Origin of the sequence: Flavobacterium sp. XN-5 (assembly GCF_008033395.2) — a bacterium.
GTDB lineage: Bacteria > Bacteroidota > Bacteroidia > Flavobacteriales > Flavobacteriaceae > Flavobacterium > Flavobacterium hiemivividum.
This window is the reverse complement of record NZ_VOGZ02000006.1, coordinates 92,404-113,513: the sequence shown is the minus strand read 5'-3', so window position 1 is coordinate 113,513 and position 21,110 is coordinate 92,404. Positions and strand designations below refer to the sequence as shown.

Below are 21,110 nucleotides of genomic sequence, written 5' to 3'. Positions count from 1 at the left end.
AAAACGTTTTCTTTTACTTATTTTTACGACCATAAAAATTGCATTAATGAGTGATAGCTATAAAGTAAAAGTAAATGATTCTTTTCAATTTGACTTTGATAAAGAACAAGTTTCACAGCTCGACGCTGTAAATATGGATGCTAAAACATTCCATGTACTGCACCAAAATAAACCCTACAAAGCAGAGATTCTCTCCGCTGATTTTACCCAAAAAACATACACTGTCAAAGTAAATAACAATAGTTATACTGTTGCTATTGCCAATGAATTAGATCAGCTTATCATTGAGTTAGGTTTTGAGGTAGGATTGACTAAACAAATCAATGCTATCAAAGCACCTATGCCGGGATTGATCTTGGAAATTAGTGTGGTAGTGGGACAAACAGTAAAAGAGAACGACAGCCTGTTAATTCTAGAAGCTATGAAAATGGAAAACAGTTTTCTTTCTCCACGCGACGGAATTATCAAATCGATCTCAGTAACATTGGGAGACGCTGTGGATAAAGGGCAGTTATTAATTGAATTCGAATAAGGATATGAAAAAGATATTAGTTGCTAATAGGGGAGAAATTGCGATTAGAGTAATGAAGACCGCCCAGAAAATGGGTATAAAAACAGTGGCTGTTTATTCAACAGTCGATAGAAATGCACCACATGTCAAATTTGCTGATGAAGCCATTTGGATTGGGGAATCACCTTCAAACCAGTCTTATTTATTAGGGGATAAAATTATTGAAGTGGCCAAATCTTTAGGTGTAGATGCTATTCATCCGGGCTACGGTTTCTTAAGTGAAAATGCTGATTTTGCTGAAAAAGCAGAGAAAAACAACATCATTTTTATTGGGCCAAAATCGAAAGCCATACATATAATGGGAAGTAAGTTGGCAGCCAAGGAAGCAGTTAAGGCTTACAATATTCCAATGGTTCCAGGTCTTGACGAAGCTATTACTGATATTGAAAAAGCAAAAGTAGTTGCCCGTGAAATAGGATTTCCTATTTTGATTAAAGCTTCTGCCGGTGGTGGTGGAAAAGGAATGCGTGTGGTTGAGAATGAAGAAGAATTTGAATCCCAAATGAAAAGAGCAATCAGTGAGGCTATAAATGCTTTTGGTGATGGTTCTGTTTTTATAGAAAAATATGTTGCGTCTCCTCGTCATATCGAAATACAGATCATGGCTGATAGTCATGGGAATATTTTATATTTATTCGAAAGAGAATGTAGTATTCAGCGTCGCCATCAAAAAGTAGTCGAGGAAGCTCCTTCTTCAGTTTTAACACCTGAATTGCGTAAAGAAATGGGTGAAGCTGCCGTTATGGTTGCTAAATCTTGTGATTATCTGGGAGCTGGAACTGTAGAGTTTTTATTGGATGAAAACAATAATTTTTACTTCCTTGAAATGAATACGCGCTTGCAAGTGGAGCATCCAGTAACCGAGTTGATTACAGGTACTGATTTAGTTGAAATGCAAATAAAAGTAGCTCGTGGAGAGGCTTTAACGATTAAGCAGGAAGACTTAGTGATTAAAGGTCACGCATTAGAATTGCGTGTCTATGCCGAAGATCCTATGAATGATTTTCTTCCAAGTGTTGGACATTTAGATGTTTACCAATTGCCTGTTGGCGAGGGAATTCGCGTTGATAACGGTTTTGAGCAAGGAATGGATATTCCAATCTATTACGACCCGATGCTTGCCAAGCTGATTACATATGGCGAAACCCGAGAAGAGGCAATCCAACTTATGATCAAAGCAATCGATGGATACTTAGTCGAAGGGGTGCAAACTACTTTGCCTTTCGGGAAATTTGTTTGTGAACATGAAGCTTTCCGTTCTGGTAATTTTGACACGCACTTCGTGAAAAAATACTACAGTGCAGACTTGTTGAAAAACCAATTGGCACAAGAAGCGGAAATTGCCGCTATGATCGCTTTGAAGCAATATTTTGAAGATCAAAAAATAGTACGATTACCAAATCAATAAATTATGGAGTCTAAAATAAAAGAATTAAACGACAAAATTGCTCAAGCCCATTTAGGTGGAGGTAAAAACAGAATTGCAAAGCAACACCAAAAGAAGAAACTAACAGCCAGAGAGCGTGTTAATTATTTGATGGATGAAGGTTCTTTTGAAGAAATTGGTATATTGGTGACACATCGTACTACTGATTTTGGGATGGAGAAAGAAAAATATTATGGTGATGGAGTGATCACGGGATACGGAACCGTGAACGGAAGATTAGTTTATGTTTTTGCTCAAGATTTCACCGTTTTTGGCGGCGCTCTGTCTGAAACACATGCCGAAAAAATCTGTAAAGTGATGGATATGGCAGTCAAAATGGGGGCACCTATGATTGGACTAAACGATTCAGGTGGTGCTCGTATTCAAGAAGGAGTTCGCTCTTTGGGTGGCTATGCCGATATTTTCTTTAGAAATGTACAAGCAAGTGGCGTTATTCCGCAAATATCTGCTATCATGGGGCCCTGCGCCGGTGGAGCGGTATATTCTCCTGCAATGACAGATTTCACCATGATGGTAGAGGACACTAGTTATATGTTTGTGACTGGGCCTAACGTAGTTAAAACGGTTACTAATGAAACCGTAACTTCAGAGGAATTGGGAGGAGCAAGTACACATTCTACTAAGTCTGGTGTAGCACATATTACTTCTGCAAATGATGTAGAATGTCTGGAAGATCTAAAAAAATTGTTGAGCTATTTACCGCAAAGTAATAAAGAGGCGACTGCAAAGTTGCCTTATGAGCTAAACGGTGAGGTGCGCGAACAATTGGCAACGATTATTCCTGATAATCCCAATAAGCCCTATGACATGCATAATGTGATTGCTGGGATTATCGATGAAGATTCCTTTTTTGAAGTTCATAAAAATTATGCCGAAAATATTATCGTAGGTTTTGCTAGATTAGGCGGACGAAGTATAGGTATTGTCGCCAATCAACCTATGTATTTAGCAGGAGTTTTGGATGTAAATAGTTCGATTAAAGCGGCAAGATTTACTCGTTTTTGCGATTGTTTCAATATTCCTTTGTTAGTCTTAGTAGATGTGCCCGGTTTCTTGCCAGGAACAGATCAAGAGTGGCATGGAATTATTGTACATGGTGCGAAATTGCTTTACGCTTTAAGCGAAGCAACCGTACCAAGAATTACTGTTATTACTCGTAAAGCTTATGGTGGAGCTTATGATGTGATGAACTCGAAACACATTGGTGCCGACCTGAATTACGCATGGCCAAGTGCCGAAATTGCGGTTATGGGAGCAAAAGGAGCGTCAGAAATTATCTTCAAAAAAGAAATCAATGAAGCGGCTGATCCTGCAGCTAAACTTTTAGAAAAGGAAGCAGAATATGCAAATTTGTTTGCAAATCCCTATACTGCAGCGCAGAGAGGTTTTGTGGATGAGGTTATATTACCAGAAGATACGCGCAGAAAATTGATTAAAGCATACAGTATGCTTGAAAACAAATTAATTGTTAGGCCGGATAGAAAACACGGGAATATTCCGTTGTAATTTTTTTTAATATGAATCAAAAAAAGCGATTGTTAAATAGAGGAAATTCTATTTAACAATCGCTTTTCTACGTGTAGAAATATAATATAAAGTGGTGTTTTAAAAAGGAAAAAAAGCTAATAAAATTAGCCTTTTGCGACTAAGAAATGTCCTTTATAAAATCATCATATTCAGAATAGAAAAGCTCTAAAGCATTCATCTTTTCGTTGTAAAACGAAAATATCTCATTCCAGTAGTTTCTGTTGCTGACACTTACACCTAGTTTCTCAACCCAAATGCGACTGATTGTTTTTCCGTTTTCAAGAACGTACTCTCTTTCGAACACTAGATCAGCAATGAACTCTTCCGCTAGTATATTTTTTAAGGCTTCTAGTTTCTCAAAATAAGCAATTCGGGTTTCATTATTTCGATGCTCAATATCAATTAGAACCTGGGCTTTTTTATTATCTACATAAAACTTAAAAGAGAAGTCTTTAATTTTGGTGTCATATAAAACCCATTTTCTGGGATATTTTTCTGCGAATGTGACCCAGAACTCTCTCTTTAATTTTTGAGTTTCTTCTTTGCTATACATTTTGATTGTTTGATTATTAGAAAATTTGTGCACTATTATTTTCTGGAGTACTTTTACTATAAGGTGCAAAAATAGACTTTGATTATGGATTTTCAACATTTTTTAGAATATGTTCCTCTTTTCGCTCAAGCGAAACTTCCAGCGATGGAGGCGCATCTTAAAATGGCACCTTTTGAAAGAATGGAAAGCTTGAAAAATGCATTTAGCGAAAATAAAGACCCAAGAATGGCGGCGGTTATGATGTTGTTTTATCCTAAAAACGGGATAACTCATTTGGTTTTAATTGTTCGAAATTCCTATGAAGGCGTGCATTCAGGACAAATAGCATTTCCTGGCGGAAAGTATGAAACTGAAGATGAGAATTTTGCGGTGACAGCTTTGCGGGAAACACATGAAGAGGTAGGAATTCATCCTGATAAGATGGAAGTGATTAAATTTTTTACACCCACTTATATTCCTCCAAGTAACTTTATGGTTCATCCTTTTTGTGGAATATGTAAAGATGAGGTTTGTTTTATTCCACAACCATCAGAAGTTTCTAGCATCATTGAATTACCATTATCCGTTTTCTTGAGCGACAAAATAATTATTGAAACAAAACTTTCTACTTCCTATGCAAAAAATATAAATGTACCGGCTTTTGAAATTGAAGGACATATTGTTTGGGGTGCTACTGCAATGATGCTTAGTGAGTTAAAAGATGTTTTAAAGTCGGTTTTGGGTGCTGATAAATAAAGAGTGAGTCGGCTATTAGGACGAGGATAATCAGAGATTTAATTTCAGTCCGTCAGCTAGCAAAAAAGAGATAGTACAAAAATAATTTTCGTAAGTTTGTATACCAAATTTAGAAAATAAACACAATATTTTATGGGGTTATTGAAGAGAAATCCTTTTGGTCACATCCTTTTTGTAAAAAGATGGTTGATCCGAATTTTCGGGGGGATTACCCATAGACGATATAGAGGTTTCAATGAATTACAGATTGAGGGCTCCGATGTCATTAGAAATTTACCGGACACAAACGTGCTTTTTATTTCGAACCATCAAACCTACTTTGCCGATGTTGTAGCGATGTTTCATGTATTTAACGCCAGTTTAAAAGGGAGGGAAAATAATATAAAAAACGTATTGTATTTATGGAATCCCAAGTTGAATATCTATTATGTAGCAGCTAAAGAAACGATGCAAGCCGGTTTATTACCAAGAATTATGGCTTATGCTGGTGCCATCACTGTAGAGCGAACCTGGCGTGAAAAGGGTAAGGATGTCGTTGATAAAAAAGATGTAAATCCCAATGATACTGAAAATATTAAAATTGCACTCAAAGATGGTTGGGTAATTACTTTTCCTCAAGGAACGACTAAGTCATTCAAGCCTGTTCGAAAAGGAACGGCGCATATAATTAAGGAGCACCGTCCTATAGTAGTACCCATTGTGATCGACGGTTTCCGACGTTCCTTCGATAAAAAAGGATTACGCATGAAAAAGAAGGGGATTCTGCAGTCGTTCATCATAAAAGAGCCGCTTGAAATTGATTATGACAATGATTCTATTGAGAAAATCGTAGAAAAAGTGGAATATGCAATCGAGCAACATTGTTCTTTTCTAAAAGTAATTCCTGTCGAAGAAATTGAAGAGCATGAAAAATTAAATAAATTTCGAAAATGGGAATATTAACTTCGAAGTGTCATTTCTATAAAAAATACAAACCCAGCAATTATTTAAATTTGCTGGGTTTTTAATTTGAAAAAAATAAATATCATTACTACAAGTCTATCTTCTTCAGTTCTTTATAATTGCTATGCAATCTTCGCAGTAAAATACCGTACAATAGTCTATAAAACAGCCAGAATAATCCAAATAGCACAATGGTAACTATGGCTAATATACCAATCGTGATCGCCATTATTTTTGGGTCATGTTCAACTTTATTTCTTAGAATAATGGTTTCTGGATTGTAATATAAAGCGATTATGAAGCCCATAATTAAACCAAACACAATCATTCCCAGATTATACCAAACATAGTATTGTACCATTTTTCGCGTTTTCAATATGTCTTTCATTAATTGTTTTGTAGCTGCGATGGCTGAAATTCGGATGTAGTTTTTGTAAAACAAATAAATAAATATAACAATGACTGCATAATTTAAATAGGTAAAAGCCTTTAAAGTGAAGGACAACCCCTCGTTATTTATTTTTTTAAGGTAATCATCAGCACTAAAAACCATGCTAAATCCAGTCCATAACAAAACCTCCAAAATACTAATGATCAAAATCCACTTCACAATAGAAGAAGAGTTTTTATGAATCATTTTGTAAATTTCTATTTCTGATACCTGCTCAAAAGAATCCGTGTTCTTCTGCCAGTCTTTTTTTAATAAATCCAGCTCTTTCATATTCTTTAAGGATTTAATATTTTTTTTAATTTCCCTTTAATTCTATTCATCTTCACTCTCGCATTTACTTCGCTAATTCCTAGGGTTTCTGCAATCTCTCGGTAATCCTTATCTTCAAGGTACATAAAAACCAATGCTTTTTCGATATCGTTTAATTGGTAAACCGCCTTGTACATTAGTTTAATTTGCTCTTCCTCTTCATAATTGTAATCGACATCTTTAATAAAGTGCTGCCGGCCTTCGTATTCTACGGTGGATATCGAACGTTTGTTTTTGCGGTATAATGTAATCGCCGTGTTGAGCGCTACGCGATATGCCCAAGTGGAGAATTTGCTATCGCCTCTAAACTTTGGGAATGCCTTCCACAATTGAATGGTTACTTCTTGAAATAAGTCTTTATGTGAATCTTCGCAATCAGTATATAACCGACAAATTTTGTGGATTATATTTTGATTTTCCTTCAATTGTGTAACAAAAGAATGTTCTAGATTTTCACTCATAATTGATTAGTGTTCTTCAAGTCAATTTTGTTACAAAGTAATGCATTTTTTAGGAGCACAATTATTTCTTTGTGCATTTTCACCTCGTCCTGCTGTCCATTACAATCTCCCGACGTTTCGGGATCATCAGGGCTATTTTATAGCGTTTATTTTTCAAAATGCTATTTTGTTAAAAATGCGCTGCATCATTCGAAGGTTGAAATATACTTGTAGAATTTGGGCTCATTTTTACAATTCGATGCCATAATAATTGTTGTAACAATCAATTTGTGAAATGTTCCTTAACTTTGTTTTTATACTATAGTACACACATTTATGAATATCCCTAATTCAGCTTTGCCCAGAATCGTAATTATTGGAGGTGGTTTTGCAGGAATTGCAATGGCCAAAGAGTTAAAGAATCAAAAAGTGCAAGTCGTACTTTTGGACAAGCATAATTATCACACTTTTCAACCGTTGCTGTATCAAGTGGCTACGGGAGGTCTGGAGGCAGGCTCAATTGCTTACCCTATTCGTAAGGTAATTCAGGAGTATGATAATTTTTATTTCCGACTCACTTCTGTTCAGGAAATTGATACTAAGAACAAAAAAATCATAGCCGAAATAGGGGAGTTACACTATGATTATCTTGTTATCGCAACTGGTTCTAAAACCAATTATTTTGGGAATAAAGAAATTAAACGCAACAGTATGGCGATGAAAACCATTCCGCAATCGCTTAATATTCGAAGTCTTATTCTGGAAAACTTTGAGCAAGCAGTATTAACGACTGACAATGTCGAAAAAAATAGTTTAATTAATTTTGTACTTGTAGGTGGCGGACCTACAGGAGTGGAACTCGCTGGAGCTCTTGCCGAGATGAAAAAAGCAATTCTTCAAAAGGACTATCCCGACCTAGATATTACTAAAATGGAGATTAATCTCATTCAAAGTGGCGACCGAATTCTCAACACCATGAGTGAAAAATCATCGCTGGCTGCCGAAAAATTCTTAGTGGATTTAGGCGTTACGATTTGGAAAAATGTTCGTGTAACAAATTATGACGGTCGTACCATCACCACAAATTCTGATCTGACCTTTGAAACAGCTACCGTTATCTGGACTGCTGGTGTGCAAGGAGCTGTTGTAGCGGGTTTAGATGCTGATTCTTTGGTAGAAAGGGTAGAACGCATCCGCGTCAATCGATTCAGTCAAGTAAAGGGATATGAGGACATCTTTGCAGTAGGAGATATTGCTTCAATGGAATCAGAAGAGTATCAAGAGGGACATCCTATGATGGCACAACCAGCTTTACAGCAAGGTAGACTGCTGGGTGAAAATATTATGAAATTAATCCAAAATAAAACTATGAAGCCTTTCGAATACAATGACAAAGGATGGATGGCGACTATTGGCCGTAATAAAGCCGTAGTGGATTTACCTAGATATCATTTTAGTGGTGTTTTTGCCTGGTTTGTATGGATGTTTGTGCATTTATTTTCACTAATCGGATTCAAGAATAAAGCCGTAGTGTTTTTAAATTGGGTTTATAATTACATTCGATTTGATAGAGAAGGAAGACTAATAATCAGACCGTATAAAAAGAAAAGCTTTACTGCATTTACTAGTGATGAGGTTTAATTTTTTTATTGGTCAGGGCTAATTTTTAAGGTATGATTTACTGCTGTAGGTATACTTATATACTTTAATAGTTATTAAAAATTGCAACAAGATTCTCATGAAATAGGCTTGTATTATTGATGTAATTACATTCTTACATAGTTGATAATCAGTACTTAAGGAGTCGTAGTTTCATTCTTACAATGTTCTGATTAACAATACTTTAACTTTGTGTCGTTGATTTTAAAACACTTGTTATCAGTGAGTTATTTGGTTTTTAGTTTAATGTGTATTTACGGTCGTTTTTTTTTAATATAATTTTAATTTAAGTTTGACTTTTAAACCAAGTCATACAATAAATGAAAAGTATAATTATCTCGAATTTCAAACCCATTCTTGTGGGTAAATTAGTAGAACAACAAAAGCTTAATCAATACACCAAGTTTCTTTATCATCACTTTCAAAATCTGGCGGTACCTAGTGAGACTGGAAATAATGAAATGCAAATTGAACCTAATAGTTTTGATGTGATTTCAAAGCAAGTAGATAAATATTCTATTCCGCCTGAAAACATTAATAAAAGGCAAATTCTAATTTTTGAGGAGGTGGAAGATTTTCTTGAAAATGAAATGGACTATACGGCACCTTTAGATTATGATTTCCCCTCAAATTTGGAAACAAAAACAGGTGATACCTTTGGACCCAAAATTGGAGTTCGAATGGAATGGTTCAAGAATAAGATGGGATATGTTTTTGATGAATTTTATTCAAATGTAGATAAAGCTCCTGAAAACTTAGTTCATGTAACTTGTTCCGGTTACTCGTCGCCCAGCGTTGCTCAGCATGCGGCAATAAGCAGGGCGTGGGATACCACTCAAGTCACACATTCCTACCAGATGGGGTGTTATGGGGCTTTTCCTGCCATTCGTACAGCTAGTAGCTTGATAAGTGGTAGTACAACTAATGGAAGAGCTGATGTGGTTCATACCGAGTTGCTGTCAGCTCATTTGAATTTAACCGAATTTTCTGTAGCAAATACGATGATTTGCTCCCTTTTTGCTGACGGTTTTATTGGGTATTCTTTGTATGAAGAAGGCTCTTTCATGAATGATGAGACTATATTAGAGAAAAAAGGAATGCGCATTTTAGCTGCCCATGAAGTCATTATTCCAGATTCATTGGAAGATATGTCATGGGAATTAGGAGAATATAATTTTTTAATGACCCTTTCAAAAAGAGTTCCTGTTTTTATTCGTAAAAATATCAAGTCTTTTATAACGACGCTATGCGACAAAGTAGGTATTGATTTTGAAGAAGAAAAATCTACGATGCATTTTGCCATTCATCCCGGTGGTCCAAAAATTATTGATTATGTGGTAGATGCAATTGGAATCACGAAAGAGCAAGCCAGTTGGTCCTATGATATATTGTATCGTCATGGAAACATGTCTTCAGCGACTGTTCCTCATATTTTTAATGAAATAATTAACGATCCGAATATACCTGCAGGAACAAAAATTATAGCAATTGCCTTTGGACCCGGTCTTACGGCTACTGGATTACTACTTGAAAAAATATAAGAAGTTTAAAGATTATAGGCCAATATAAAACCAGATTACTACATTTATTGTAGTATGATTACACAGTAATGAGTTGTAAAAAATCAAGTTAGATATTTATTTAATCTTGCTCATTTTTTATAACTCATTATTTTTTTGACCGTAATAATTCACCATCAAATTCACGAACTTGCTGTAGCTCTCGATACCGTCTTTTTGTTGATTCAGTTTTAGAAATTGATCGTAAAATAGATGAAAACCGGTTTCAATAGGAGATCTGTATTCTTTTCTAAAATCAGTACTTTCTTTATAGTTTTTTATTATTCCAGGATGAACGGTTTTTATCAATTGGTCAAACGATTCCTGACTACTATATTCTAAAATCCCCAAACAATACCACAAAGCATAACTATAACCGGAATATTTTATATACAGATTATCATTTTTCACCGATGCGAGAAACCCAATAAAATTACATTCGCTTTCGCTTGCATATCCCATTTGGTGTGCCATTTCATGATTGGTGGTCATGGGGAAACTATACATTGGCCCTAGATAATTTACTTGAGCTTCATTCGTAAAAGGGTTCAAATAACCACCAAAACCCATGTAGGTCAACGGTAGACTGAATAGTGATTTTTTAGTGCTTAAATTTATAAATGGGAAATTTTGATGCTGCTTCGATAAATTCTTATACCCATTTAAAGTCATGGTAAAAACTTGTTCTTGCGAATATGGGAAGACAACTTTTAAGCTATCTGATTTTGTGATTTGGACTTGAATTTCGTTTGTTTTTTTTATCAATTTTTTTGTAAAAACAGCTAAATCACTATCTGTATACTCTCTTTCAATTTCCATTTTTTTGAAAAGCGGTTGGCGGTAATAATTGAGCGCCCATAAAATATGGAATAAAAAATAAAAAACGGAAAGAAAACTGAACAGCTGCATGCTATTGTCTTTCCAATTTTGTTTCCAAGATTTTCTTTTGGTCCAGAACCATTTTAAAACAAGGAAAATTAAGATAAAATAGAGGCAATCGCCTAATGAAAAAGGAATGCTGCCCAATAATGTTCTAGAGAACTGAGAAAGAGTTAAATAGAATTCGTTACTGTAATATCGCTCCACACTTTCGGGGAAAAACGAAATAATCTGTAGAAGGATTACTTGGACGATAAGAAAAAAAGGAAGAATGAATTTTTGTTTCACGAAGGGGAAAATTATTTGCGTTGCTGTTTTTGTGTGAATAGTAAATATAGTAACTTTTTGTTTTGTAGAGTGATGCTAGGTTTAAACATATAAGCCATGTACGTTTTTTATGCAAAGAAGTAATACACGGAGAGGTTCTATGTCTTTTTATCATATAAGTCAAATAAGTTTTTGTTTCGCAGAGAATTGAATAGGGGAAACTCAGGGAAATATTAAATCACACAGACAAACTCCAAAGATTCATTTCGACGAAAGAGAAATCTCATGATCTAAATCTGATAATTGTTGTGATAGCCTATTGCAAATGGGCTCTCGCCTTATCTTAAATTATATATTATCTCCTTGAGCGCCCTTTTAACTTATCGGTTAAATAACTTCGAAGCGGGAAATCTAAAAATTTAAATATCAAGTAGGAAAAACTTATAAGTAAAATTACTGAAATAGGAATTATCCACATCAAATCAGAAGTACTTGGTTTTTCTACTATTACATAATTCGCAAAAATCCACATAAACGGGTAGTGTGTCATGTAAAGCGGATAAGAAATATCACCAGAAATTTTGTTGATTTTGTAAAGTTTACTTGCCAAGCTTGCGCCCGCACCTAGAGAAACAATTAGTGGGAAATAGAAAACTACTATTATAGGTTCTATCAGCCAGTTCCAATTTTCGTTATAAGGTGTTAAAAAGGCCATCAATAACAAAGCACTCATACCTAGCAAACTTAATTTATTTTTAATTATCCAATTAGAGCGAAAAAGTAGCATTCCCATTAGAAAAGAAAAAGAAATACGAGCTAAGCCATCAAAAAAAGTGGATCCACTCCAACCACCAACTAAATTACCAGAACTCCAACCAACATAAAAAATACCTGCTGCAGCTATTAATACGAGTGGGGTAAGTATTTTTCTAGATGCTTTAAACAATACGGTTGCATATGCTAAATTAGCAACGTATTCCCAAAACAACGACCAACTTGGTGCGTTTAAATTAAATAAATTAAAATAGCGTTCTGATACTACAGGGTATGGGATTAATAAAAGCGATGTTATAAAAATCAATGCAGTTTCTTTAAAACCATAAATGGCATATAAATTACTATAAGGATCAAATAGAAAAGTAAGCAAACCTAAAATCGAGCCTAAAATAACTAAAGGCTGCAAACGAATTAATCTTAGCTTAATAAAAGTTTTTAGCCCCATACTAGCTATACGGGTATCGTAAGCATAGGTAATAACGAAACCAGATAAACAGAAAAAAAAATCTACTGCTAAAAAACCGTGAGAAATAAAATTTTTGCTAAAATCAGTTATAACTATTTCCATAAAGTGAAAAATGACTACTACTATGGCTGCTAAGCCTCGTAAGCCATCTAGTATTTCAAAATGAGGCTTACTTTTTAGAAACTTTGATTCCAGATTTTTTTCCTGCATGAGTTTTTATTTTTGTTTGGGTGTTTACAAAAATAGAGTTTTTGTTTCAAATTCAATTTCAATAATTTCAGATTCTGTATGGCTTTTACTACATTGTTAACTGTTTGATTACGATTAAATTGAAAGTTTATTGCAGTCCGAGAATCGCAAATAATAAAATAAGATACAAAACAATTTATGGTCCGTAAGTAGTAATTACATTATAAAAATCATTTGGTATTTTTAGTTATAGTAGTCTTGATCGTAATTGAAAGTAAAAATTAGTCCTAGTTATTAATTCTGAATTATTTTTTTTCTATAGCTTTTCATAGTGATTTTGGATGTGATTTTCTCCACTAAATTCGAGCACATTTGTCCCCTGGAAAATAATTAATTCTTTCAGCGTCACTAATAGTATTATTTTCTTCAAAGACAAAACAAACTTCTAGTTACTTACTTTAGATGATTTTCGAAATCTTGTTCCAGAGATTAGAGTATTAGATGTTCGGCCGCGTCCAAAATATTGTGCTAGTTTTCAGGGATAAATTCTTTTGTAAGGCTGAAAACGAATTTAAACTTTGTAACTTTGAGCTTTAAAAATGTTAAACTTCAAACAACTATAAATGAGTCAAGAGATAAGAAATTTAGAACCAAAAGTACTTTGGAATAAGTTTGCCGATTTGAATGCCGTTCCTCGCCCTTCAAAAAAAGAAGAAAGAGTAATTGAGTTCATGAAAAACTTTGGTGAAAGCCTTGGATTAGAAACTTTTGAAGATGATATTCGAAATGTGATTATCCGGAAGCCAGCTACGCCAGGAATGGAAAATCGTAAAGCAATCGTGATGCAAGGGCACTTGGATATGGTGCACCAAAAAAATTCAGATACTGTTTTTGATTTCGATACCCAAGGAATCGACATGTATGTAGACGAAGACTGGGTTCGAGCTAGAGGAACTACTTTGGGAGCCGATAACGGATTAGGTGTTGCAGCAATTATGGCGATTTTAGAAAGTACTGATATTCCGCATCCTGCGATTGAAGCTTTGTTTACCATAGATGAAGAGACTGGAATGACTGGAGCTTTGAACCTTAAAGGAGGAATCCTGCAAGGACAAATTCTTTTGAATTTAGATACAGAAGAGGATGATGAAATTGACATTGGTTGTGCTGGTGGAATTGACGTTACTGCTACAGCTGAGTATGATGAAGAGGAAACTCCTGAAGGTTCTGTAGGCTATTCAATTACCGTAAAAGGGTTAAAAGGGGGGCATTCAGGAATGGATATTCACAAGGGGTTAGGCAACGCTAATAAAATCATGAATCGCCTTTTATTTGATGGTTTTGATAATTTTGGATTGCAAATATCAGAAATTAAAGGAGGAAGTCTTCGTAATGCTATTCCACGTGAAAGTGTTGCCAAAGTAATTATTGCTTCGGTATTTGATGAAGCCTTTGTGTTTGATATGCAACAAGTGGTTAATGATATAAAAACAGAATTAAAAACGACAGAACCTAATTTAGAAGTTGTTTTCGAGAAATTAGATAAAGCTCCCGAAAAAGTAATGCCATCTATTGCTCAGTATTATTTTGTGAGAGCAATGTATACTGCTCACAACGGAGTGTATAGAATGAGTGCTGATTTTGCTGATTTAGTAGAAACGTCAAATAATATAGCTAAAGTAGTTGTAGGTGAAGGAAAGCTTTCTGTGCAATGTTTAACCCGTTCGTCTGTGGAAACGGCTAAATTTGATTTAGCAGCTGCTTTAACATCTGCTTTTGAATTAATGGGATGTGAAGTGGAACTTTCAGGATCTTATCCAGGATGGACCCCAAATGCAGAATCAGAAATTCTAGATGTTTTAGTGCCTATTTATGAGAAACAAACTGGTGAAAAACCGAGTGTAGTAGCTTGCCATGCTGGATTAGAGTGTGGAATCCTTGGAACTAATTATCCAGAGATGGATATGATTTCCTTTGGACCTACTATTCATGGAGCGCATTCTCCTGATGAAAGAGCGAGCATCTCCTCTTCTCAAAAATTCTGGAAATTTTTATTAGAAATTTTGGCTAATATTCCATTTAAATAGTATGTAGTGTTCAGTCGCAGTTTTCGGTGTAGCACTGAGACTTGCGACTGCGACTGAACACTAATTTTTAGTCTCTTTTTGGACTGTTTTTCTTTTCTCTCTTTTCTTCTTTCTTTTCTTTAGCCGTTTTAAGTGGCTCTTTTTTTGCGGTTTTCTTCGCGTCTTGACTTTTTGCCATGATTTTCAGTATTTTAATGTGCGTTTCTAATGTAAGTAAATGTATGCAATATTTTGATGTGTTCTAAATGTAATCATAAAAAAATCCCCAAAGACTGATGTAATTGGAGATAATTTTATTGGATTGTAATTTTTCGAAATAGATAGTTTAGTTCGGCTTATTTTTTCTTCAAAATTTTATATTCTTCATAACAGCCACTGATTGCGTCCATGATTTGGAGGTCGTTTGCTGTTTTTATAAAGGACTCAGAGTAGTTGCAGCGTTGTAATATTTCGGGAATTTCTTTTTTATCGATTCCGAGTAGTACAGCAATAGTTTCTCTATCAAACTTTGATTCTAAAAGATTTCGAACCGTATCATCCTTCTTCATTTCCTTCAGCTTTTTTAGCTCTTTTGGATTCTTACCAAAAAAATTATAAAGCATATCTGTAGGATTAAATATGGATCCAAGTACTCTTCCAAATGCATTTGGAGAATATTCACCAGCTTCATATCCATGAGTTAATCCAGAAATACTATAGCGGTAATTTTCGCTTGTAGGAATTGTTTTTGAATCTACTTCCAGATATCCTGTTAAGTTAAAAGGTCTGATGACTACTTCTTCAAGGGCGATAGCTCGCTCAGTCAAAAAGATCTTAGCCATTTTATTTTTGATCCAGTCATTTGTCACTTTTACTCTAAGCGATTGAAATCCTAAAAGAGAAATATGCAAGGTATCAGTTGGTTGCACATCAATTTCAAAATATCCACTAGCGTCCGTTCTTGCTCCTCTAACTTTATTAATGTTGATGATATTTGCATTGTTCAATGCCGACTTATTCAGGTCGTTATAGATGTAGCCGGATACTTTTTGGGAAGGAACTATCTCTTGTGCAGATGCAGTTAAGGATAGCGCTAAAAAAAAGAGAACTATAGAATATTTCATAAACTGGTTTAAAACTTTAAAAGTACTAAACAGTATCAAATATCCTATAGTTCTCTACTATAATTATAAGAAAATTAACAATAAATGTTAGTCTCTTCTTGGTCTTCTTGGTCTAGGTGAGTCACCAAAACTTTCAGAACGTCTAGGAGCTCTGTCTGAAGAACCTTCGCTTCTTGGAGCTGAGCTTCTTCCGCCAAAACCACCTTCTCTAGGAGCTGAGCTTCTTCCGCCGAAACCACCTTCTCTTGGAGCTGAGTTTCTATCGCTTCTAAAACCACCACCAGAACCTTCTCTTCTTGGTGCAAAACTACCTTCTCTTCTTGGAGCAGAACTTCTTCCACCACCAAAACTACTACCACCAGAACTTCTTCCGTTGTGATCACGTCTTCCGCCACCATCATTTTTAGAAATTTCAACATTGATACGACGTCCTTCTAATTGTACGTTGTTCAATACTTCCATAACTTTATCTGTGTGCTCAGGATCTGTGTTAAAGAAAGAGAAACCTTCTTTTACGTCTACTTTGAAAACGTCATCACGACCTAAGTCTAATGTTTCTTTCAAGTAGTCTTTTAATGACATCCAATCGAAGTTATCTCTAGAACCAATGTTCACAAAATATCTTGTTGCTCCACCGCTACTGTCTCTTTGAGCTCCATCTCTATCATCGCGCTCACGTCTATCTGAACCTGAAGCTTGATTAGAGATATCTCTAGTTTTCTTGTAATAGTTGATAAAACGGTTGAATTCAACTGAAACCATTTTCTTGATTAACTCTTCTTTCGTTAAGTCTTCAAGTACATTATTGATTGCAGGAAGGTAATTGTCGATTTCGTGATCAACTTCTACATCCTTAATCTTAGTAGCTAAGTGTAATAATTGGATTTCGCAGATTTCGATTCCTGAAGGAATTGTTTTTTCTTCGAATTTTTGTTTGATGATTCTTTCGATAGAAGAAATCTTACGCAATTCGCTTTTAGTTACAATAACAATAGAAGTACCTAATTTACCAGCACGACCAGTACGACCTGAGCGGTGATTGTAAGTTTCTATTTCGTCAGGTAATTGATAGTTTACTACGTGAGTAATGTTATCAACGTCAATTCCACGTGCTGCAACATCAGTAGCTACAAGCATTTGGATTTGTCTTCCTCTAAAAGATTTCATTACACCATCGCGTTGCGCTTGAGATAAATCTCCGTGCAATGCAGCAGCGCTATATCCATCTTCTACTAATTTCTCAGCAACAGCTTGCGTATCTCTTTTGGTACGACAAAAAACTACAGAGAAGATATCTGGATTTGCATCAGCTAAACGTTTCAAAGCTTCGTAACGGTCACGTGCGTTTACAAGGTAAAACTCATGTGATACTGTTGCAGAACCTGAATTCTTAGCTCCTACTGTAATTTCAATAGGATCTTTCATGAATTGTTTTCCAATTCTAGCTACTTCTGCAGGCATTGTAGCCGAGAATAACCATGTGTTTTTTTCGTCTGGCGTAGTCGAAAGGATGTTTACGATATCTTCGTAGAAACCCATGTTCAACATTTCGTCAGCCTCATCTAGAATACAAAAATTAATTTGAGAAATGTTTACCAACCCTCTGTTAATCATATCTTGCATTCTTCCTGGAGTTGCCACAATAATTTGTGCGCCTCTCTTAATGTCTCTCGCTTGGTCTGTAATGCTAGCTCCACCGTAAACTGCTACCACATTAATACCTTTTTCGTATTTAGAGTAGTTTTTAATTTCGTTGGTAATCTGCAAACAAAGCTCGCGTGTTGGAGATAAAATTAATGCTTGTGTGTTTCTGTTGTTAGCATCAATTTTTTGGATAACTGGAAAACCAAAAGCTGCCGTTTTCCCTGTCCCTGTCTGAGCCAACGCAACCATATCTGTATCTTTTTCCAATAATAGGGGAATCGCTTTCTCCTGTACTTCAGTCGGACTTTCAAATCCTAGATCTAAAATCGCCTTCAGTAACGATTCACTCAATCCTAATTGTTCAAATTTATTCATATGTGTTTTTAAAATAGGGTGCAAAAGTACTGTTAATAATTGAGATAAACTAATGCTATTTCAAGTTTCGGTGATTTATTAATAAGTGATTATCAATATGTTAGATTTTCATTTTCAGATTTGGCGCTTTGAATTTGGAAATAGTTTAGGGAAAAACAGTGAGAGCGGACTCTTTTTGGATTAAAATCAGTGGCTTAGAACGCTTATTTCTCGTTTTTTAAAAAGTCGATTAATAATTGCGTCGCTTTTCCTCTATGGCTAACCTGATTTTTTATTGTCGAGGACAGTTCAGCAAATGTTTCGTCATGTCCTTCCAGTCGAAAGATGGGATCATAGCCGAAACCTTTATTTCCTGCTTTAGCCAAAGTTATCTCGCCACGAGCTATACCAGTAAAAAGATGCTGCTTCCCGTTAAGGTTTAAAGTGATTACTGTTTTAAAATGTGCATTACGATTTGTTTTATCAGAAAGTGCTTTTAATAGTTTATCCATATTGTCTTCAGCGCTTCGTTGTTCGCCGGCATACCTGGCAGAATATACTCCTGGCGCTCCATTTAAGGCTTCGACTTCTAGACCTGTGTCGTCTGCAAAGCAATCGTAGCCGTATTTTTGGGTAACGTAATTGGCTTTTATAATGGCATTCCCTTCAATTGTATTGGCGGTTTCTGGAATTTCCTCATGACAACCAATGTCTTCGAGGCTTATTATTTCAATTGTTGGAGGAAGTAGTTGTTGGATTTCTTTTATTTTGTTTTGATTATTGGAAGCGAAGACGAGTTTCATTTGTTTTTATTTTTGAATAAATCAAAGATATGTATTTTTAAATAATCCTTAAAAAGCGTTATCCTGTATAGTTGTTTCTCTTACTGTCGTAACCGCTAATCTAAATCAGATTGTAGTTATATAACTCTGGTTTATATGAATCATGTTAATATAAAGCTAAAATATTGATTTACAGCGTAATATTTGTTTAATAGTCGTACAATTGAGTATGGTTTTGGTTTATTATTAAGTACGGCCATCTGAAAAGAGTAGCGTATTTTTTTATTTAGAAGTATCGAAAGATATTTAGTTGATTATGATAAACCAAAATTTAATTTAGAGGCCTGTAAAAAGGCCTCTTTTTTTAGAATCAAATGTACTAATTGGATTGATTTTTTAATTTTTATCTGAAATTTGATTGTAAATTAGGGTAATAGAGGAAATTGTACGGCGAAAATTATATTTTATTGAATATTGATTGTCAGTTAGTTAAATAACGGTTAAACGTTGGATTTAGGTGTTTTTAGGCGTGTTTTTTTTGTATCTTTGATATGTGGTTTTGATTAATTACTTGTTTTTGTTAATCTTCACATAAGAATAACAGCGCAATAGTCAGCTATACGAGATTTAATGTATGAGTTGATAATGGTAAATCAGAACTAACAATCGGAGGGCTTTAATAGCCCTCCTTTTTTTGTTTGAACGTGTTTTCTTTAGGAGTCTCTGACGCTTTTTAATATGTCTGGGAAGTATAAATCAGAGAGATGGGTGAATTCATCACCACGCATAAAAATACTACTATCAACCTCTTTATAGCTTGATTTTCCCGCTGCGGCAAGTAATTCGTTTGCAGCATGCAAGGTGTTCTTATGTAAATGAAAAACGCGTTCTGATTTATCTGCTACCACTAAGCCCTTTATCAGCATTTTATCTTGCGTAGCCATACCAGTAGGGCAAGTATTGTTATTGCATCGCAGCGTCTCAATACAACCTAAGGAGAACATAAAACCTCTGGCACTATTGCATATATTGTCTCCCATTGCTACAGCTCTAAGTATAGGATAGCCTGAGATTGTTTTACCGCTGGCTATTATTTTGATTTTGTCTCGAATATTTAACCTGATTAATGTTTTATTTACAAAGATAAGAGCAGGTTCAAATGGCATTCCCACGCCGTCCGAGAATTCTAGTGGTGCGGCTCCCGTTCCGCCCTCGGCTCCGTCAACAGTTATGAAGTCTGGAAAGGAATTCTGCAGAATTATTTCTTGGTAAATTAATTCAAAATCACTTGTTTAACCAATGTATAGTTTAAAACCAACGGTTTTCCATTCGACAATTGGCGTAGATGAGCTATAAACTTTATCAATCGAGCGGCATCATGAAACGCTTAATGGTTTGTTGGGGAAAGTATAGTCGTGTGTGGCAGGACACCTCTTATTTTTGCGATTTGCTCTGTGTTTTTTTTGGCTGGCAATACATCGCCATGAGCTGGCTTTGCCCCTTGTGATAACTTTAATTCGATCATCTTTACAAGTGGATTGTTGGCTTTTTCGGTGAATTTATCAAGATCAAAATTTCCAGCTTCATTACGACAACCAAAATATCCGGTTCCAATTTGCCAGGTAAAGTATCCACCTTTTAAGTGAAATTCGGTTAGTTCACCTTCTCCTGTTATTATGGTAGAAATTACCTTTTTTGGCTCCATTATTAAGGGCGATAATCGCGTTTTCACTCAAAGAACCAAAACTCATCGCGGAAATATTCAGTAAAGAAGCCGAATAAGGTTGGCTGCAATCTTGACTGCCCACCATAACTCGGGGTAGCTCGTGGTTGACTTGCGCGGGAAAGACAGAATGTTTTATGCCTTCATAACTGGACTGATTAATATCTAGTTGTTTTCCAAAAGGAGTGGTGGTATCGATATTTTTAGCTCGTTGATAAGCAAGAGCACGTTCGGTTCTTGAAAATGGTTTTCCATTAGTGTTTCTTTCGATAAATTATTGCTGTATTTCTGGGGCGATACTTTCAAAAGCATATCTAAAATAGCCCAATATGGGGAAGTTTCTTAGAATGGCATGCTTTGGTTGTATTCTATTGAAAAGGCCTATTACCAAGAGTAATAGTATAAAGACAGGGAAGATAAATCCAGTTATTTAAATAGTAATGCGTGGCTACCGAAACTATAAAAAGAGCTAATCCATAGATGAAAAATTACATTCTCATATCAAATCGTTTTTATAGCCTCTAATTTAACAAGAATATAAGTTCTTTAGCATATAGAATTGATATAAAAAAAAACATTGTACATTTCGAAAATATCTCAATGAGTAAGTAAAACAAACTGAACACCTATTTTCTACGTAGATAGG

16 protein-coding genes and 1 pseudogene are annotated in these 21,110 nt (G+C 35.2%); 8 read left to right on the top strand and 9 right to left on the bottom strand.

Annotated elements, in window-relative coordinates; translation table 11 throughout:
• Positions 1 to 46: 46 nt before the first annotated feature.
• Genes FQU23_RS11555 through FQU23_RS11545 form a run of 3 tightly spaced genes read left to right on the top strand, consistent with a single transcriptional unit; the run spans position 47 to position 3,524 of the window.
• Complete coding sequence (locus FQU23_RS11555; protein ID WP_147673961.1) at positions 47 to 532, top strand: acetyl-CoA carboxylase biotin carboxyl carrier protein subunit; 486 nt, start codon at positions 47 to 49, stop codon at positions 530 to 532.
• 4 nt (positions 533 to 536) lie between these two features.
• Positions 537 to 1,979 carry an acetyl-CoA carboxylase biotin carboxylase subunit gene (gene accC, locus FQU23_RS11550; RefSeq protein ID WP_147673960.1) on the top strand — a complete coding sequence of 481 codons (1,443 nt, stop codon included), beginning with the start codon at positions 537 to 539 and terminating at the stop codon, positions 1,977 to 1,979.
• Positions 1,980 to 1,982: 3 nt separating this feature from the next.
• Entirely contained in the window at positions 1,983 to 3,524 is a 1,542-nt protein-coding gene (locus FQU23_RS11545) for an acyl-CoA carboxylase subunit beta (RefSeq protein ID WP_147673959.1), read from the top strand.
• 139 nt (positions 3,525 to 3,663) lie between these two features.
• Here the strand turns inward: FQU23_RS11545 and FQU23_RS11540 are convergent, their stop codons facing one another.
• A complete protein-coding gene (locus FQU23_RS11540; protein ID WP_147673958.1) occupies positions 3,664 to 4,098 on the bottom strand; it encodes a DUF4268 domain-containing protein in 435 nt (144 codons plus the stop codon).
• An 84-nt stretch (positions 4,099 to 4,182) separates the two neighbouring features.
• Between FQU23_RS11540 and FQU23_RS11535 the strand changes: the two genes are divergently transcribed.
• Positions 4,183 to 4,833: an NUDIX hydrolase gene (locus tag FQU23_RS11535; protein ID WP_147673957.1), complete on the top strand. Its 651-nt coding sequence runs from the start codon at positions 4,183 to 4,185 to the stop codon at positions 4,831 to 4,833.
• Positions 4,834 to 4,965: 132 nt separating this feature from the next.
• The gene (locus tag FQU23_RS11530) at positions 4,966 to 5,775 is read left to right on the top strand and encodes a lysophospholipid acyltransferase family protein (protein WP_147673956.1); all 810 of its coding nucleotides are present in this window, start codon (positions 4,966 to 4,968) and stop codon (positions 5,773 to 5,775) included.
• Between the two features lie 88 nt (positions 5,776 to 5,863).
• Here FQU23_RS11530 and FQU23_RS11525 read toward each other — a convergent pair whose 3' ends face one another.
• On the bottom strand, positions 5,864 to 6,496 hold the full coding sequence (locus FQU23_RS11525; protein ID WP_147673955.1) for a hypothetical protein: 633 nt from the start codon (positions 6,494 to 6,496) through the stop codon (positions 5,864 to 5,866).
• A 5-nt stretch (positions 6,497 to 6,501) separates the two neighbouring features.
• Positions 6,502 to 6,996 carry an RNA polymerase sigma factor gene (locus FQU23_RS11520; protein ID WP_132110628.1) on the bottom strand — a complete coding sequence of 165 codons (495 nt, stop codon included), beginning with the start codon at positions 6,994 to 6,996 and terminating at the stop codon, positions 6,502 to 6,504.
• 315 nt (positions 6,997 to 7,311) lie between these two features.
• Between FQU23_RS11520 and FQU23_RS11515 the strand changes: the two genes are divergently transcribed.
• Together FQU23_RS11515 and FQU23_RS11510 are read left to right on the top strand one after the other, a co-directional pair.
• Positions 7,312 to 8,616, top strand: a complete 1,305-nt coding sequence (locus tag FQU23_RS11515) for an NAD(P)/FAD-dependent oxidoreductase (protein WP_147673954.1) — start codon at positions 7,312 to 7,314, stop codon at positions 8,614 to 8,616.
• Positions 8,617 to 8,954: 338 nt separating this feature from the next.
• Positions 8,955 to 10,175, top strand: a complete 1,221-nt coding sequence (locus FQU23_RS11510) for a 3-oxoacyl-[acyl-carrier-protein] synthase III C-terminal domain-containing protein (RefSeq protein WP_147673953.1) — start codon at positions 8,955 to 8,957, stop codon at positions 10,173 to 10,175.
• A gap of 117 nt (positions 10,176 to 10,292) precedes the next feature.
• Here FQU23_RS11510 and FQU23_RS11505 read toward each other — a convergent pair whose 3' ends face one another.
• Positions 10,293 to 11,279: a DUF3810 domain-containing protein gene (locus FQU23_RS11505; protein WP_317165202.1), complete on the bottom strand. Its 987-nt coding sequence runs from the start codon at positions 11,277 to 11,279 to the stop codon at positions 10,293 to 10,295.
• A 415-nt stretch (positions 11,280 to 11,694) separates the two neighbouring features.
• Complete coding sequence (locus FQU23_RS11500) at positions 11,695 to 12,792, bottom strand: acyltransferase family protein (protein WP_147673951.1); 1,098 nt, start codon at positions 12,790 to 12,792, stop codon at positions 11,695 to 11,697.
• A 602-nt stretch (positions 12,793 to 13,394) separates the two neighbouring features.
• Here FQU23_RS11500 and FQU23_RS11495 point away from each other — a divergent pair.
• Positions 13,395 to 14,858 (top strand): aminoacyl-histidine dipeptidase, encoded by a 1,464-nt coding sequence (locus tag FQU23_RS11495; RefSeq protein WP_147673950.1) that lies wholly within the window; start codon positions 13,395 to 13,397, stop codon positions 14,856 to 14,858.
• A 335-nt stretch (positions 14,859 to 15,193) separates the two neighbouring features.
• Here FQU23_RS11495 and FQU23_RS11490 read toward each other — a convergent pair whose 3' ends face one another.
• The 4 genes and pseudogenes from FQU23_RS11490 to FQU23_RS11475 all read right to left on the bottom strand — a co-directional run bounded on the left by FQU23_RS11490 (position 15,194) and on the right by FQU23_RS11475 (position 20,925).
• Complete coding sequence (locus FQU23_RS11490; RefSeq protein WP_147673949.1) at positions 15,194 to 15,961, bottom strand: carboxypeptidase-like regulatory domain-containing protein; 768 nt, start codon at positions 15,959 to 15,961, stop codon at positions 15,194 to 15,196.
• A gap of 87 nt (positions 15,962 to 16,048) precedes the next feature.
• A complete protein-coding gene (locus FQU23_RS11485) occupies positions 16,049 to 17,980 on the bottom strand; it encodes a DEAD/DEAH box helicase (RefSeq protein ID WP_132110614.1) in 1,932 nt (643 codons plus the stop codon).
• A 203-nt stretch (positions 17,981 to 18,183) separates the two neighbouring features.
• Entirely contained in the window at positions 18,184 to 18,762 is a 579-nt protein-coding gene (locus FQU23_RS11480) for a non-canonical purine NTP diphosphatase (RefSeq protein ID WP_147673948.1), read from the bottom strand.
• A 692-nt stretch (positions 18,763 to 19,454) separates the two neighbouring features.
• A pseudogene (locus FQU23_RS11475) lies at positions 19,455 to 20,925 on the bottom strand (FMN-binding glutamate synthase family protein).
• Between the last annotated feature and the right edge of the window lie 185 nt (positions 20,926 to 21,110).

Excerpts from the sequence above, each read along its gene's own strand:
- FQU23_RS11555 (WP_147673961.1), top strand. The coding sequence starts at position 47 with ATGAGTGATAGCTATAAAGTAAAAGTAAATGATTCTTTTCAATTTGAC.
- accC (WP_147673960.1), top strand. The coding sequence starts at position 537 with ATGAAAAAGATATTAGTTGCTAATAGGGGAGAAATTGCGATTAGAGTA.
- FQU23_RS11545 (WP_147673959.1), top strand. The coding sequence starts at position 1,983 with ATGGAGTCTAAAATAAAAGAATTAAACGACAAAATTGCTCAAGCCCAT.
- FQU23_RS11540 (WP_147673958.1), bottom strand. The coding sequence starts at position 4,098 with ATGTATAGCAAAGAAGAAACTCAAAAATTAAAGAGAGAGTTCTGGGTC.
- FQU23_RS11535 (WP_147673957.1), top strand. The coding sequence starts at position 4,183 with ATGGATTTTCAACATTTTTTAGAATATGTTCCTCTTTTCGCTCAAGCG.
- FQU23_RS11530 (WP_147673956.1), top strand. The coding sequence starts at position 4,966 with ATGGGGTTATTGAAGAGAAATCCTTTTGGTCACATCCTTTTTGTAAAA.
- FQU23_RS11525 (WP_147673955.1), bottom strand. The coding sequence starts at position 6,496 with ATGAAAGAGCTGGATTTATTAAAAAAAGACTGGCAGAAGAACACGGAT.
- FQU23_RS11520 (WP_132110628.1), bottom strand. The coding sequence starts at position 6,996 with ATGAGTGAAAATCTAGAACATTCTTTTGTTACACAATTGAAGGAAAAT.
- FQU23_RS11515 (WP_147673954.1), top strand. The coding sequence starts at position 7,312 with ATGAATATCCCTAATTCAGCTTTGCCCAGAATCGTAATTATTGGAGGT.
- FQU23_RS11510 (WP_147673953.1), top strand. The coding sequence starts at position 8,955 with ATGAAAAGTATAATTATCTCGAATTTCAAACCCATTCTTGTGGGTAAA.
- FQU23_RS11500 (WP_147673951.1), bottom strand. The coding sequence starts at position 12,792 with ATGCAGGAAAAAAATCTGGAATCAAAGTTTCTAAAAAGTAAGCCTCAT.
- FQU23_RS11495 (WP_147673950.1), top strand. The coding sequence starts at position 13,395 with ATGAGTCAAGAGATAAGAAATTTAGAACCAAAAGTACTTTGGAATAAG.
- FQU23_RS11490 (WP_147673949.1), bottom strand. The coding sequence starts at position 15,961 with ATGAAATATTCTATAGTTCTCTTTTTTTTAGCGCTATCCTTAACTGCA.
- FQU23_RS11485 (WP_132110614.1), bottom strand. The coding sequence starts at position 17,980 with ATGAATAAATTTGAACAATTAGGATTGAGTGAATCGTTACTGAAGGCG.
- FQU23_RS11480 (WP_147673948.1), bottom strand. The coding sequence starts at position 18,762 with ATGAAACTCGTCTTCGCTTCCAATAATCAAAACAAAATAAAAGAAATC.